This is a genomic window from Micromonospora sp. HK10, assembly GCF_000982955.1.
GTDB lineage: Bacteria > Actinomycetota > Actinomycetes > Mycobacteriales > Micromonosporaceae > Micromonospora.
This window is the reverse complement of record NZ_KQ058879.1, coordinates 1-14,270: the sequence shown is the minus strand read 5'-3', so window position 1 is coordinate 14,270 and position 14,270 is coordinate 1. Positions and strand designations below refer to the sequence as shown.

At 74.0% G+C, this 14,270-nt stretch carries 12 protein-coding genes; 4 read left to right on the top strand and 8 right to left on the bottom strand.

Going from position 1 to position 14,270, the window contains the following annotated elements:
• Nucleotides 1-176: 176 nt before the first annotated feature.
• On the bottom strand, nt 177-1,730 hold the full coding sequence (gene guaA / locus LQ51_RS25885) for a glutamine-hydrolyzing GMP synthase (RefSeq protein WP_046570110.1): 1,554 nt from the start codon (nt 1,728-1,730) through the stop codon (nt 177-179).
• Between the two features lie 197 nt (nt 1,731-1,927).
• Between guaA and LQ51_RS25880 the strand changes: the two genes are divergently transcribed.
• Entirely contained in the window at nt 1,928-2,389 is a 462-nt protein-coding gene (locus LQ51_RS25880; protein ID WP_046570108.1) for a GNAT family N-acetyltransferase, read from the top strand.
• Here LQ51_RS25880 and LQ51_RS25875 read toward each other — a convergent pair.
• Complete coding sequence (locus tag LQ51_RS25875) at nt 2,378-4,024, bottom strand: FAD-dependent oxidoreductase (protein ID WP_046570106.1); 1,647 nt, start codon at nt 4,022-4,024, stop codon at nt 2,378-2,380. The genes LQ51_RS25880 and LQ51_RS25875 overlap by 12 nt on opposite strands.
• 144 nt (nt 4,025-4,168) lie before the next feature.
• Between LQ51_RS25875 and LQ51_RS25870 the strand changes: the two genes are divergently transcribed.
• Nucleotides 4,169-5,278, top strand: a complete 1,110-nt coding sequence (locus tag LQ51_RS25870) for an LCP family protein (RefSeq protein WP_046570103.1) — start codon at nt 4,169-4,171, stop codon at nt 5,276-5,278.
• 7 nt (nt 5,279-5,285) lie between these two features.
• On the opposite strand, the gene LQ51_RS25865 is transcribed toward LQ51_RS25870, so the two are convergent.
• The 4 genes from LQ51_RS25865 to guaB all read right to left on the bottom strand — a co-directional run bounded on the left by LQ51_RS25865 (nt 5,286) and on the right by guaB (nt 11,042).
• The gene (locus LQ51_RS25865; RefSeq protein WP_046570115.1) at nt 5,286-6,740 is read right to left on the bottom strand and encodes a M1 family metallopeptidase; all 1,455 of its coding nucleotides are present in this window, start codon (nt 6,738-6,740) and stop codon (nt 5,286-5,288) included.
• An 88-nt stretch (nt 6,741-6,828) separates the two neighbouring features.
• Nucleotides 6,829-8,193 carry a M1 family metallopeptidase gene (locus tag LQ51_RS25860; protein ID WP_156313229.1) on the bottom strand — a complete coding sequence of 455 codons (1,365 nt, stop codon included), beginning with the start codon at nt 8,191-8,193 and terminating at the stop codon, nt 6,829-6,831.
• A gap of 150 nt (nt 8,194-8,343) precedes the next feature.
• Nucleotides 8,344-9,462 (bottom strand): GuaB3 family IMP dehydrogenase-related protein, encoded by a 1,119-nt coding sequence (locus LQ51_RS25855; RefSeq protein ID WP_046570100.1) that lies wholly within the window; start codon nt 9,460-9,462, stop codon nt 8,344-8,346.
• 29 nt (nt 9,463-9,491) lie between these two features.
• Nucleotides 9,492-11,042 carry an IMP dehydrogenase gene (gene guaB / locus LQ51_RS25850; protein WP_046570098.1) on the bottom strand — a complete coding sequence of 517 codons (1,551 nt, stop codon included), beginning with the start codon at nt 11,040-11,042 and terminating at the stop codon, nt 9,492-9,494.
• A gap of 197 nt (nt 11,043-11,239) precedes the next feature.
• Between guaB and LQ51_RS25845 the strand changes: the two genes are divergently transcribed.
• Nucleotides 11,240-11,653 (top strand): DUF5319 domain-containing protein, encoded by a 414-nt coding sequence (locus tag LQ51_RS25845; RefSeq protein ID WP_046570096.1) that lies wholly within the window; start codon nt 11,240-11,242, stop codon nt 11,651-11,653.
• A 13-nt stretch (nt 11,654-11,666) separates the two neighbouring features.
• On the opposite strand, the gene LQ51_RS25840 is transcribed toward LQ51_RS25845, so the two are convergent.
• A complete protein-coding gene (locus LQ51_RS25840; RefSeq protein ID WP_046570094.1) occupies nt 11,667-12,476 on the bottom strand; it encodes a helix-turn-helix transcriptional regulator in 810 nt (269 codons plus the stop codon).
• A 253-nt stretch (nt 12,477-12,729) separates the two neighbouring features.
• Between LQ51_RS25840 and LQ51_RS25835 the strand changes: the two genes are divergently transcribed.
• Nucleotides 12,730-13,113, top strand: a complete 384-nt coding sequence (locus LQ51_RS25835; RefSeq protein ID WP_046570112.1) for a WhiB family transcriptional regulator — start codon at nt 12,730-12,732, stop codon at nt 13,111-13,113.
• Nucleotides 13,114-13,244: 131 nt separating this feature from the next.
• On the opposite strand, the gene LQ51_RS25830 is transcribed toward LQ51_RS25835, so the two are convergent.
• Nucleotides 13,245-14,270 (bottom strand): molybdopterin-dependent oxidoreductase (locus tag LQ51_RS25830; RefSeq protein ID WP_046570092.1); only part of this gene is annotated, 1,026 nt, incomplete at its 5' end.

The window sequence follows — 14,270 nt, the reverse complement described above, 5'->3', positions numbered from 1 at the left end:
GCCGCAGCCGGCCAGCGGCGGCCCCTGGCCCACGCCGCCGGCCGGAACGGATGCCCCGCCGGCCGCCGGGCCTGGTTCGCCCACGCCGACCCCGCCGCCGACCGATGATCAGCCGGGACCGACGCCGCAGCCGGCGCCCGGGCCCGCCGCTGCGCCGCCGGCCGCGTGAGGCCGGGTCACTCCCACTCGATGGTGCCCGGCGGCTTGCTGGTGACGTCCAGGACCACCCGGTTCACCTCGGCCACCTCGTTGGTGATCCGGGTGGAGATCCGGGCGATCACGTCGTAGGGCAGCCGGGACCAGTCGGCGGTCATGGCGTCCTCGCTGGAGACCGGGCGCAGCACCACGGGATGGCCGTAGCTGCGCCCGTCGCCCTGCACGCCGACGCTGCGGACGTCGGCCAGCAGCACCACCGGGAACTGCCAGACGCCCCGGTCCAGGCCGGCCGCGCTCAACTCCTGCCGGGCGATCAGGTCGGCCCTGCGGAGCACGGCGAGCCGCTCCTCGTCGACCGCGCCGATGATCCGGATGGCCAGGCCGGGACCCGGGAACGGGTGCCGCCAGACCATCGCCTCGGGCAGCCCGAGCTGGAGGCCGAGCGTGCGGACCTCGTCCTTGAAGAGCGTGCGCAGCGGCTCGACCAGGGCGAACTTCAGGTCCTCGGGCAGGCCGCCGACGTTGTGGTGGCTCTTGATGTTGGCGGTGCCGGTGCCGCCGCCGGACTCCACCACGTCCGGGTAGAGCGTGCCCTGCACCAGGAACTCGACGTCGCCGTGCGCGGCGATCTCCCGGGCGGCGGCCTCGAAGACCCGGATGAACTCCCGGCCGATGATCTTGCGCTTCTGCTCCGGGTCGGTCACCCCCGCGAGGGCCCCGAGGAACCGCTCCCGGGCGTCGACCACCTTGAGCGTGATGCCGGTGGCCGCCACGTAGTCCTTCTCCACCTGCTCGGCCTCGCCGGCCCGGAGCAGGCCGTGGTCGACGAAGACGCAGGTGAGCTGGTCACCGACGGCCCTGTGCACCAGCGCCGCGGCGACCGCCGAGTCGACACCGCCACTCAGGCCGCAGATGACCTCCTTGTCGCCGACCTGCGCCCGGATCCGGGCCACCTGCTCGTCGATGATGTTCTCCGGCGTCCAGGTCGGCTCGATCCCCGCGATGTCGTACAGGAACCGGGTGAGCATCTCCTGGCCGTGCGCGGTGTGCCCGACCTCGGGGTGGAACTGCACGCCGGCCCGGCGGCCGGCCAGGTCCTCGAACGCGGCGACCGGCGCGCCCGCCGACTCCGCGGTGACCGCGAAGCCGGTCGGGGCCTCGGTGACGCAGTCGCCGTGGCTCATCCAGACCGGCAGGTCGGCCGGCAGGTCGCGGAGCAGCACGCCGGCCTCGGCACGCGCCCGCAGCGGGGTGCCGCCGTACTCGCGGCTGCCGGTGTGCGCGACCGTGCCGCCGAGCGCCTGGGCCATCGCCTGGAAGCCGTAACAGATGCCGAATACCGGCACGTCGGCGGTGAACATCCCGGCGTCGATCTGCGGCGCGTCGGGCGCGTAGACGCTGGCCGGGCCGCCGGACAGGATGATCGCGGCCGGGTTCTTGGCCAGCATCTCGGACACCGGCATGGAGTGCGGGACGATCTCCGAGTAGACCTTCGCCTCGCGGACGCGGCGCGCGATGAGCTGGGCGTACTGGGCTCCGAAGTCCACCACGAGGACGGGGCGAGGCGTGCTCATGCGCAGAAAGCCTACCGACAGTCACCCCCGCCCCCGGCCGCGCCCCGCACTCTCCGGGTGGCGCGCCGGCCAGGGGTGTCGTACGCCGCACTGTGCGCCCGCCGGGCCCACCCGGTACGCCCGGGATGTCCCTCGGGTCGGCGGCCTCGCGAGCCGCGCCGGTACCGTGCGCCGACACGGACGACAGGGGCACCACCATGACCGAGGTGAGCATCCGCGGGTTCCGGCCCGGTGACGGCGAGGCGCTGTCGATCCTGGTGGCCCGCTGCCTGCGCGAGGTGAACAGCCGCGACTACCCGGCCGAGCTGATCGAGCGGATGTGCGCCCACTTCACCGCCGACCGTTTCCGGGAGCTCAGCGTCGAGCGACGGATCTACCTCGCGGAGCGGGACGGGCGGGTGGTCGGCACGGTGTCCCGGGACGGCAACAAGGTCTACACCATGTTCGTCGACCCGGACCTGCTCGGCTGCGGCATCGGTCGCCGGCTGATGCGGCACATCGAGGACCTGGCCCGGGCCGAAGGCCACGAGTTCATGGAGACCGGCGCCAGCATCACGGGGCACGGCTTCTACCAGCGGATCGGCTATCAGGACGTCCGGGTGAGCGACACCGAGTTCGGAATCAACTACATCCTCCGCCGGCCGCTGTCAGGGGCGTAGCGCGGCGGGGGCGTGCGCCGGCACGGCCGGCTGCCGCGGCGGCACCGGGTCGAGCCGGCGGTACGCCGAACCCAGCGGCGGTCGGGGGTCGGCGTCGCCCTTGTTGGGCCAGAAAGACATCGCCCGCTCGGCCTGGGCCGTGATGGTCAGCGACGGGTTGACCCCCAGGTTGGCCGAGACGGCGGCCCCGTCCACCACGTGCAGGCCCGGGTGGCCGTAGACCCGGTGGTAGGGGTCGATCACGCCCCGCTCCGGGGAGTCGCCGATCGGTGCGCCGCCGGGAGTGCCGTCGATCTCCTCGGCGAGCAGCCGGGCCGCCTCGTTGCCGGCCGGGATCCAGGTCGGGTTGGGCGCGCCGTGCCCGGGGCCGGAGACCAGCCGGCGGCCGAACCAGCCCCGGTGGAACCGGGTGGTGAGCGAGTTGTCCACCGACTGCATGACCAGGGCGATCACGGTCCGCTCGGACCAGCCGCGGACGGAGACCATCCGGGCGGCCAGCCCGGGTTGCGAGACGATGCTGCCCAGCCAGCGCCGGATCCGGCGCGGCCCGCCGTCGACCAGCAACGACTGGAGCAGCCCCATGGCGTTGGAGCCCTTGCCGTAGCGGACCGGCTCGATGTGGGTCTGCGGGTCGGGGTGGAACGAACTGGTGATCGCCACCCCCTCGGTGAAGTCCAGCCCGCGCTGCCGGGCCTGCCGCGGCCCGACCGAGGCGCCGAGGATCGCCTCCGAGTTGGTCCGGGTCAGCTCGCCGAGGCGCGGCGAGAGGCCGGGCAGCGCGCCGGTGGCCTTCATCTCGTGCAGCAGCCGTTGGGTGCCCAGCGCCCCCGCGGCGAAGACCACCTGGTCGGCGTGGATCACCGCGCGGCGCTTGCGCAGCCAAGCACCGGTGCGCTCGGTGTGCACCTCGTAGCCGCCGCCGGGCGCCGGCCGGACCGCGGTCGCCGTGGTGAGCGGATGGACCTGCACGCCGACCCGCTCGGCCAGCCAGAGATAGTTCTTGACCAGGGTGTTCTTCGCGCCGTGCCGGCAGCCGGTCATGCACGAGCCGCAGTGGCTGCACCCGGTCCGCTCCGGGCCGACCCCGCCGAAGTACGGGTCGGGCACCCGCTCGCCGGGGCGGCCGATGTGCACGCCGACCGGGGTGGCGTGGAAGGTGTGCCCCACCCCCATCCGCTCGGCCACCGCCCGCATGGCCCGGTCCGCCCCGGTGACGGTCGGGTACGTGGTGACGCCGAGCATCCGTTTCGCCTGGTCGTAGTGGCGGGCCAACTCGTCGCGCCAGTCGGTGATGTCCCGCCACTGCCGGTCGGCGTAGAACGCGTCGAGCGGCTCGTAGAGGGTGTTGGCGTAGACCAGGGAGCCGCCGCCCACCCCGGCGCCGGAGAGCACCAGCACCCCTCCCCCGGCCTTCCGGTCGGTGGAGCGGAGCAGGGTGATCCGTTGCAGCCCGTAGCAGCCGAGCTTCGGCGCCCACAGGAAGCGGCGGGCCCGCCAGGACGTCTGGGGGAACTCGTCGTCGGCGAAGCGCCGGCCGGCCTCCAGCACCCCGACGGAGTAGCCCTTCTCGGCGAGGCGGAGCGCGGTGACGCTGCCGCCGAAGCCGGACCCGATGACGAGCACGTCGTACCGCATGCACGCATCATTACTGACGAGTAGCGGTAGCGCCAGCAAGGGTTTTTCGCAGATCATGCAGAGCGCTCGATACCGGGAATCCCGCCGATGCAACCTCCGGCGCCCCCTGGCGCGTCGAGTGGACACGGGGGAAGGAGCCTGGAAATGACCCGACGACAACGGCTGCTCGGCGTGGCCGCTCTGCTGGCGGTGCTGCTGGTCGCCGCGGGCGCGGTGGTGACCGCCCGGCTGACCGGGCACTCCTCGCCCGCCGCGGTCACCGGCTCCGGTTCGGCGAGCCCGGCGAGCCCGACCCCGCCGCCCACCCCGAGCCCGGCCAGCCCGACCCCGCCGCCCGGGGCCGGCCTCACCGGCCCGCTCAACCTGCTGCTGGTCGGCGTGGACACCCGGATCAGCGTGCCCGGCTGGGAGCCGCACGCCGACGCGGTACTGGTGCTGCACGTGCCCGCCGGGCTGGGCCGGGCGTACCTGTTCTCCCTCCCCCGCGACCTGGTGGTGGACATCCCGGCCTACCCGCGCTCCCGGTACCCCGGTGGCCGCACCAAGCTCACCCACGCGATGAGCTACGGCAGCCGGGTCCCCGGCGACAAGGCGCACCCCAGCACCGCCCAGGGGTACGACCTGCTGCGGACCACGGTCAGCCGGTACACCGGGCTGCGCATCGACGCCGGCGCGGTGATCACCTTCGGCGGCTTCGACAAGCTGGTGGACACCCTCGGCGGGGTGGACCTCTACGTCGACCAGCGGGTCGCCTCGAAGCACCGCCGCCCGGACGGGCAGCACCGGCCCCTGGTCGGCGGCAGCTACACCGGGCCGCAGATGGTCTACCTGCCCGGCAACCGGCACCTCACCGGCTGGCAGGCGCTGGACTACGCCCGGCAGCGCTACACCGCCGGCGGCGACTACACCCGGCAGCGGCACCAGCAGCAGCTCATCCGGGCGCTGGCCCGCAAGATCCTGGACCAGGGCCTGGCCCGGGACCCGGACCGGGTGCAGCAGGTGGTCGCCGCGCTCGGGAAGACCCTCGTCTACGTCGGCAACGGGCCCAAGCTCGTCGACTTCGCGTACGCCCTGGGCGGGCTGCCCGCGGACGGCTTCGTGCTGGTCGGGCTCCCCGGCACCGCGGTGGGCCGCGGCGGATCGTACCGGGGCGAACAACTCCAGCCGGTGGGTCGCCAGTTCCTCGCGGCGCTGCGCGGCGGCACCGAGGCGGCGTTCCTCACCGCCCACCCGGCGCTGCGGGTGAAGAACTGAGCGACCCCTACAGGGGCTTCGGGGCGGGCGGGCGTTCCGTGCCGTAGAGCCAGGTGTCGAAGAGCCGGTCCAGCTTCTTGCGCGAGATCCGCTCGGCGAGCGTCACGAAATCGGCGATGGTGGCGTTGCCGTGGCGCTGCTCCGCCGCCCAGGTCCGCAGGATGGTGAAGAAGGCGCTGTCGCCCACCGCGACCCGCAGCGCGTGCACCGCCATCCCGCCCCGCTCGTACACCGACGAGCTGAACAGGTTCGCCACCCCCGGTCGGCCCGGCGGGGTTCGCCACACCTGACCGGACGCGCCGTCGTACTTCTGGTCGAAGGTGTGCTGCACGCTCGACGAGCCGGTGTGCTCGGCCCAGAGCCACTCGGCGTACGTGGCCAGCCCCTCGTTGAGCCAGATGTCCTGCCATCTGGTCAGCGAGACGCTGTCGCCGTACCACTGGTGGGCCAGCTCGTGCGCGATCACGCCGGTGTTGTCGCCCTGCCGGAAGAAGCCGGCCGAGTAGACCGGGCGGCTCTGCGTCTCCAACGCGTACCGGACCCGGTCGTCGGCGACCACCACCCCGCCGTACGCCGAGAACGGGTAGGGCCCGAAGATGCTCTCCAGGTAGTCGGCGACCTCGACGGTGCGGGCGATCGACCGGTCCGGGGCGCCGTCGGCGACCTTCGTGGTGACCGCGCTGAACACCGGCCGTCCCTTGTGCTCGGCGGTGGTCACCCGGAACTTCCCGATCACCACCATGGCCAGGTAACTGGCCATCGGCGCGCTCTCGGACCAGGACCAGGTGACCCAGTCGCCGCGGACCGTCCGTCCCTTCGGGACGCCGTTGCCGACCGCGGTGAGCCGCTTCGGCACGGTGATCTCGACGTCGTAGGTGGCCTTGTCCGAGGGGTGGTCGTTGACCGGGAACCAGGTGCTCGCCGACTGCGGCTGGCCGAGGGCGATGGCCCCGTCGGAGGTGTGCAACCAGCCGCCCTCGCCGATCGCCTCGTTGTCCAGGGCGGCCGGCTCGCCGTCGTACCGGATCTCGGCGACGAAACCGTTGCCGGAGGTCAGGCCGGTGGCCGGGGTGACCACCAGCTCGTCGCCGCGGTGGGCGTGCCGGGCCCTGACCCCGTCCACGCTCACCGACCGCACGGTCAGCCCGGCCAGGTCCAGGTTGAACGCGGAGAGGTTGGCGGTGGCGGTGGCGCGCAGGGTGGCGGTGCCGCTGAGCCGGTCCGTCGCCGGGTCGTAGCGGATCTTGAGGGCGTAGTTGCCGACGTCGTAGCCGCCGTTGCCGTAACTCGGGAAGTACGGGTCGCCGGCACCGGGCGCGCCGGGCGCGAAGCTCCGCGAGGCCGTCGGCGCGGGCTCCGCCGGCACCGGGGCGGTCCGCTCGGCGTCCGGGTCCCCGCAGCCGCTGACCAGCAGCGCGCCGACAACCAGCACCCCGAGCAGTCGTCGCCGCGCCAGCGTCATCGCCTCGATCCCTTCCCCGGGCACGACACCGCGCCCCGCCTGGGCCACTCCGCCCGCGGCAGCCTACCGAGCGCCGGTCACGCGCGCGTCACGGCAGGGCGGGCGCGGTCTGCCCGACCAGCCAGGCGTCCAGCAGCGGGCGCAGCGGGCGGCCGGCCACCCGGGCGGCGTAGCCGAGGAAGTCGTCCGTGGTGGCGGTGCCGCCGCGACGCTCGGTCGCCCAGCCGCGCAGGATCCGGAAGAACGTCCCGTCGCCGACCGCGCGACGCAGCGCGTGCAGGGCGAGCGCGCCACGTTGGTACACCGCGTCGCCGAACATCCCGGCCCGGCCCGGGTCCACCGACGGCTTCGCCCAGTCGGTGGCCGCATAGGCGTCGGCGAAGGCCCGCGCGACGTCCCGGCCGCCGTCGTGCTCGTCCCAGAGCCATTCCGCGTACGTGGCGAAGCCCTCGTTGAGCCAGATGTCGCGCCACCGGGCCAGCCCCACGCTGTCGCCGAACCACTGGTGGGCCAGCTCGTGCGCGACCACCACCGTGTTCGGCCGGCCACCCCGGAAGAAACCCGGCCCGTAGACCGGGCGGGTCTGGGTTTCCAGCGCGTACCGGATCCGCTCGTCGGCGACCACGATCCCGCCGTACGCGTCGAACGGGTACGGCCCGAAGCGGGCGGCCAGGAAGTCGGCGATCTCACCGGTGCGGGCCACCGAGGCGGCCGCCGGCCCGTTCGCGGGCAGCCCGGCGGCGACCGCGCTGACCAGCGGCCGGCCGGCGTGGGTGCCGGTGGTGACCCGGTACTTCCCGATCACCAGGGTGGCCAGGTAGCTGGCCATCGGGTGGCCCTCGGACCAGCGCCAGGTGGTCCAGCCGGCCCGGCTCTCGGTGCCCTTCGGCACCCCGTTGGCGAGCGCAGCGATCCCGTCCGGGACGGTCACCGCGAGGTCGTAGGTGGCCTTGTCGGAGGGGTGGTCGTTGACCGGGAACCAGGTGCTCGCCGACTCCGGCTGGCCGAGCGCGACCGCCCCGTCGGCGGTGGCCAGGAAACCGCCGCCGCCCAGCTCGCCGCTGGGCAGCTGCTGCGGCACCCCGCCGTACGCCACCTCGACGGTGAACCGCCGGCCGGCCGGCAGGCCGTGCGCCGGGGTGACGACCAGCTCCCGGCCGTCGCGCCGGTGTCCCGCCGGGGCGCCGTCGACGCGTACCCGGTCCACGGTCAGGCCGGCGAGGTCGAGCTGGAACCGGGACAGGCCCTGGGTGGCGGTGGCGGTGACGGTGGCCTGCCCGGTGAGCCGGTCGTCGGCCGGGTCGTAGCGGATCGTCAGCCCGTAGTGGTCGACGTCGTAGCCCCCGTTGCCGGCTCCCGGCACGTATGGATCCCCGGCATCCGCCGCCCCGGGCCGAAAGTTCCCCCCGGCCCGGTCACCGGTGCACCCGCCCACCACGAGCGCCCCCACCAGGAACGCCCCGACGCCCCACCGGCTCCCCCGTCCCCGCAAAACCCCCACCCCGCGACCCTAGAACCCGCCGCCGCGTCGATCAGGGAGTTGCGACGGTACGCCAACCGGAAGAACCGGGACCGACGGTGGGGTCCGGGGTGGGGGGAGGCGTCAGCGGTCGAGCACCAGGCCTACTTTCTGGAATTCCTTCAGGTCGCGGTAGCCGCACTTGGCCATCGCGCGGCGCAGGCCGCCGAAGAGGTTGAGCTGGCCGTCCGGCTCGTCGGCCGGGCCGAAGAGCAGCTTCTCCATCGAGCCGAGCGGCTCGCCGGCCGCCTCGAACGCGCCGCGCGGCAGGGACGGGTGACTGGCCGCCGAGTGCCACCAGGCGCCACCGGCCGGGGCCTCCGCGCAGAGCGACAGCGGCTCGCCGAGCATCACCGCGTCGGCGCCACAGCCGAGCGCCTTGGCGATGTCGCCGGAGGTCTGGATGTCGCCGTCGGCGATCAGGTGCACGTACCGGCCGCCGGTCTCGTCCAGGTAGTCCCGGCGGGCCGCGGCGGCGTCGGCGATCGCGGTGGCCATCGGCACCCGGATGCCGAGCACCGACTCGGTGGTCGACCAGTCGTCGCCGCCGATGCCCACGATCACGCCGGCCGCGCCGGTCCGCATCAGGTGCAGCGCGGTCTTGTAGTCGGTGCAGCCGCCGACGATGACCGGCAGGTCCAGGTCGGCGATGAACTCCTTGAGGTTCAGCGGCTCGTCGGTGGTGGAGACGTGCTCCGCCGAGACGATGGTGCCCTGGATGACCAGGATGTCCACGCCGGCGTCGAGGATCACCGGGGCCAGCGCGAGGGTGTGCTGCGGGGAGACCCGGACGGCCACCGTGCCGCCGCCGGCCCGCAGCTCACGGACCCGCTCGGCGATCAGGTCGGGGCGGATCGGCTCCGCGTAGACCTCCTGGAGGCGCTTCGTCGCCCGGGCGTCCTCGTCGAGACCGGCCAGCTCCTCGAGGGCCTTGGTCGGGTTCTCGTACCGGGTCCAGAGGCCCTCGACGTTGAGCACACCCAGGCCGCCGAGCTGGCCGAGCCGGACCGCCGAGGACGGGCTCATCGTGGCGTCGGACGGGTGCCCGACGCAGGGGATGCCGAACTGGTAGGCGTCGAGCTGCCACGCGGTGGAGACGTCGTCGACGTCCCGGGTGCGGCGGCTCGGCACGATGGCGATCTCGTCCAGGTGGTAGCCGCGCTGCGCGGTCTTGCCCAGCCCGATCTCGACCACGTCACGCATGGGGACTCCAGGTGGTTGGGGGTGTGGGGTCAGCGGGTGTGGTAGTTGGGCGCCTCGACCGTCATCTGGATGTCGTGCGGGTGGCTCTCCTTGAGCCCCGCCGCGGTGATCCGGATGAGCTGGCCACGCCGGTGCAGTTCGGGGATGCTCTCGGCGCCGGAGTAGCCCATCGCCAGCCGCAACCCGCCGACGAGCTGGTGGGCGACCTGGGCGAGCGGCCCCCGGTACGGCACCTGACCCTCGACGCCCTCGGGGACCAGCTTCTCGTCGCTGGTCACGTCCTGCTGGAAGTAGCGGTCCTTGGAGTACGACTTGGCCTGGCCGCGGGACTGCATGGCGCCGAGCGAGCCCATCCCCCGGTAGGTCTTGTACTGCTTGCCGTTGATGAAGAGCAGCTCGCCCGGGCTCTCCTCGCAGCCGGCCAGCAGGCCGCCCAGCATCACCGTGTCGGCGCCGGCCACCAGGGCCTTGGCGATGTCGCCGGAATACTGGATGCCGCCGTCGCCGATCACCGGCACCCCGGCCGGACGGGCGGCCCGGGCGGCTTCCATGATCGCGGTGATCTGCGGCACGCCGACCCCGGCGACGATCCGGGTGGTGCAGATGGCACCCGGGCCGACGCCCACCTTGACGCCGTCCGCGCCCGCGTCGACCAGCGCCTTCGCGCCCGCGTAGGTGGCGACGTTGCCGCCGACGATGTCGATGGCGACGTCGGACTTGAGCCGGGCGACCATCTCCAGCACGGCCCGCTGGTGGCCGTGCGCGGTGTCCACGATCACCACGTCGACGCCCGCGTCGACCAGGGTCCGGGCCCGCTTGTACGCGTCCTCGCCCACCCCGATCGCGGCGGCCACCCGGAGCCGGCCGGCGGAGTCCTTGGTGGCCTCCGGGTACTGCTCGCTCTTGGTGAAGTCCTTGACCGTGATCAGCCCGCGCAGCTTGCCGGACCCGTCGACGATCGGCAGCTTCTCGACCTTGTGCTGGCGAAGCAGGCCCAGCGCCTCGTCCTTGCTCACGCCGACCTGGGCGGTGATCAGCGGGGTCCGGGTCATGATCTCGCGGACCGGGGTGGCCGGGTCGGAGACGAACCGCATGTCCCGGTTGGTGACGATGCCGACCAGCTGGCCCTCGCCGTCGACCACCGGGACGCCGGAGATCCGGTAGCGCCCGCAGAGCGCGTCGACGTCGCGCAGGGTGTCGTCCGGGCTGGCGGTCACCGGGTTGGTGATCATGCCGGACTCGGAGCGCTTGACCAGGTCGACCTGGAGCGCCTGGTCCTCCACCGAGAGGTTGCGGTGCAGTACGCCGATGCCGCCCTGGCGGGCCATGGCGATGGCCATCCGCGCCTCAGTGACGGTGTCCATGGCGCTGGAGAGCAGCGGGATGGTCAGCTCGACGTTGCGGGTGAGCCGGGTGCGGGTGTTGACCCGGCTGGGCACCACGTCCGACTCGCCCGGCTGGAGCAGCACGTCGTCGAAGGTCAGCCCGAGCGGCACCACCCGCGCCGAACCGGCGGGCAGCTCCGGCAGATGACCGCCCTCGAAGCCGGCCGGAAGTTCGGTGCTGGGCGAATTCTCCACGATTGCTCCCCTGAGCTGGTCGGACGGGCTGAGGCGAGACGGCGCGCGCGGGCACCGGCGCGCGCCGGGTGACGGCGCGTCGTCTCATCGTACCCATTGAGCTGCGCCGCCCTTGGTAGCGGCGGGCCCGGGTAGGCGCTGCCACAGGGACTCGCCGCGGGCGGGCCAACCGGCGCGTCGGGGACTACGGTGAGGGGGTGCACGACGAGCCCATCGACCCGTTCAACGGCGACCCGGCCGATCCGGCTGCCGGCCTGCACGACCCGCGCGAGGACGACCAGCTCGACCCGCTGACCGAGGTCGAGCGACAGGACGTCCTGGAAGACCTCGCCGACCTGGAGATCTACCAGGCGCTGCTCCAGCCGATCGGGGTCCGCGGCCTGGTCATCGAGTGCGAGGACTGCCGCGAGCCGCACTACTTCGACTGGGACCTGCTCCGCGGCAACCTGCGCCACCTGCTCAGCTCCGGCCGGCCCCGGGTGCACGAGCCGGCCTACGACCCGGATCCGGACCACTACGTCAGCTGGGACTACGCCCGGGGCTACGCCGACGGGGTGCACGACACCCTGACCGAGGGCACCGAGGACACCGAGGACGCCGCCGGGGAGTGACCGGCCCGGCGGGTCAGGCGACCAGGCCGGCGCGGAAGCCCGCCGCCACGGCGTGCGCCCGGTCCCGGGCGCCCAGCTTGCGGAAGAGCCGCCGGGCGTGGGTCTTCACGGTGTCCTCGGAGACGAACAGCTCCCGCCCGATCTCCGCGTTGCTCTTCCCCTCGGCCATGCCGAGCAGCACCTGAAGCTCACGCTCCGTGAGCCCGATGGCGCTGCGGGCGCCCCGACCGGCGGACCGGGGGGCGGTGGCCGCCGGCTCCGCGTCGCCACCGGCCGGGTCGGCCGGGTCGTCACCGCGCTGCGCCGGGACCACGGTGGGGTTGTTGCCGGGCGGCTCCGTCGAGCGGGCCGGTGGCGGTCCCGCCGGGGTACGCCCGGCCACCGCCGACCGGGTGGGTCCGCCGACCGCGGCGGCGTCCCGGGCCGGGTCGGTGACCCGGCTGCGCACCGGCCGTCCGGGCGCGGAGAGCAGCAGCAACGCCTTGGCCACCGCGCTGGTCAGGTCGTGGTCGGCGCCCTGGATCAGGCCGCGCGCCCCGGCATTGATGCTCGCCGCCGCGGCCTCGGACTCCTCGGTGCCGAGCAGCACCACGGCGGCCTGCGGCGCCCGGGCCAGCACCCGGCGGACGAAGCCCGCGCTGTCGGGCCGGGTGAGGGCGGTGTCGGCGAGCACCACGTCGACCGGCCGCTCGGCGAGCCGGAGCATCACCTCGGGATCGGAGACGGCCGTCCGGACGACGCCGGACAGCCCGAGCCGCGCCGCCGCGGAGGTCAGGTGCTGAGCCGCGAGTGGTGTCCGAACGCACACGAGAACGCTACGCACAGTGGTCTCCTCTCCGCCTCAGAGCAGACCACGGCGGCGTGTGCCGGGGAGGAGGTTCCGGGCAATCATCCGAACTTTTCCGGCAGATGGGGCATATGCCGCCGACTGTCCGAGCTTTTCGATCACGGATGTGTGAGCGGAGGAAAGCCCGGGTACCGAGGGGTCCAGGCCGGAACCGGTGTCCCGCGCGGACCGCCGCCCGGTTGCTCACCAGACGGATTCTCCGCGGTGCCGCGCGGGAGGAGGGGTGCTGATGTCGAACGTACGTAGGCTGCCTGGACCCATCGTCGACCTCTGGGACTGGCAGCGACTCGGTGCCTGCCGAGGCCGGGACAGCGCCCAGTTCTTCCACCCGGACGGCGAGCGGGGCTCGTCGCGGCTGCGCCGCGAGTCCGGTGCCAAGGCGGTCTGCCGGGCCTGCCCGGTCCGCGCCGAGTGCGCCGCACACGCCCTGGCGGTCCGCGAGCCGTACGGGGTCTGGGGCGGCTTCAGCGAGTCCGAGCGGCTCCGGCTGCTCGCGCTCGGCTGGGAGGACCTGGCCGACCGCCGGCAGAGCCGGGTGGACGTGGCCCGGCTGGAGGCCCGCCTCGGCCGGCCGCACAAGTCCGCCGTGCCGGACCAACGCAAGGTCGCCTGAGCCTTCTCACACCGACCACCGCCGACGCCGCACCCAGCCGGGTGCGGCGTCGGCGCGTCCGACCCCGCCGGCAGCCCTGATTCCAGGCCGGGACGGGCCCCGCCCCACCCGGGTCGAGCCGCGACCGTCGGTCAGTGCACCGTGACCGGGAGGGTGTGCCAGCCGGTGGCGCCGTCCGGGGCGACCGGGCTGCGCCGCTCCGGCTGCGTCTCACCGGTGGCGTCCGTGGCCCGGACCTGAAGGGTGTGCTCGCCCGGGGTGGCGTCCCAGCGCCACGACCACTGCACCCAGGTGTCCACCGAGACGGTGGGAGCCAGGGTCGCCTCCTGCCAGGGGCCGCCGTCGACGCGTACCTCGACCCGGCGGATGCCCCGGTGCTGGGCCCAGGCCACCCCGGCGACCGTCACCGGCCCGGCGGTGAGGCGGTCGCGCCGCCGGGGCGCGTCGATCCGCGACTCCGTCTTGATCGGCCCCTGCGCCGACCAGCCGCGCGGCACCCAGTACGCGTCGAAGTCCGCGAAGCTGGTCAGCTCCAGCTCGGTCACCCACTTGCAGGCGGAGACGTACCCGTAGAGGCCGGGCACCACCATCCGTACCGGGAAGCCGTGCGCCACCGGCAGCGGCTCGCCGTTCATCCCGACCGCCAGCAGCGCGTCCCGGCCGTCCCGCAGCACGGCCGTGGGGGTGCCGCAGGTCCAGCCGTCGACCGAGCGGCCGACCACCTGGTCCGCGCCCTCCTCCGGCTCGACCTCGGCCAGCAGGTCCCGGATCGGCACGCCCAGCCAGCGGGCGTTGCCGATCAGGTCGCCGCCCACCTCGTTGGAGACGCAGGCCAGGGTGATGTCGCGCTCGACCATCGGCCGGGCGATCAGCTCGTCGAAGCTCAGCTCGAGCGGTCTGCGGACCCGGCCGTGGATGCGCAGCCGCCAGGTCACGGGGTCGACCTGCGGCACCACGAGGGCCGTGTCGATCCGGTAGAACTCCCGGTTCGGGGTGACGAACGGGGCGAGCCCGCGCACCCCCAGGTCCGCCCCGGCGGGCACCGGCGGAGCCGGCGCGACCGGTGCGGGCAGGCGTACCGCCGCGCGGGCCGCCGAGACGCCACGCCGCCCGGCCAGCCAGTGCCCGCCGAGCCCGGCCACCGCCGCCGTGCCGGC

Bases quoted from the DNA above. Each gene is read 5' to 3' on its own strand.
- guaA (WP_046570110.1), bottom strand. From the start codon at position 1,730: ATGAGCACGCCTCGCCCCGTCCTCGTGGTGGACTTCGGAGCCCAGTAC.
- LQ51_RS25880 (WP_046570108.1), top strand. From the start codon at position 1,928: ATGACCGAGGTGAGCATCCGCGGGTTCCGGCCCGGTGACGGCGAGGCG.
- LQ51_RS25875 (WP_046570106.1), bottom strand. From the start codon at position 4,024: ATGCGGTACGACGTGCTCGTCATCGGGTCCGGCTTCGGCGGCAGCGTC.
- LQ51_RS25870 (WP_046570103.1), top strand. From the start codon at position 4,169: ATGACCCGACGACAACGGCTGCTCGGCGTGGCCGCTCTGCTGGCGGTG.
- LQ51_RS25865 (WP_046570115.1), bottom strand. From the start codon at position 6,740: ATGACGCTGGCGCGGCGACGACTGCTCGGGGTGCTGGTTGTCGGCGCG.
- LQ51_RS25855 (WP_046570100.1), bottom strand. From the start codon at position 9,462: ATGCGTGACGTGGTCGAGATCGGGCTGGGCAAGACCGCGCAGCGCGGC.
- LQ51_RS25835 (WP_046570112.1), top strand. From the start codon at position 12,730: ATGTCGAACGTACGTAGGCTGCCTGGACCCATCGTCGACCTCTGGGAC.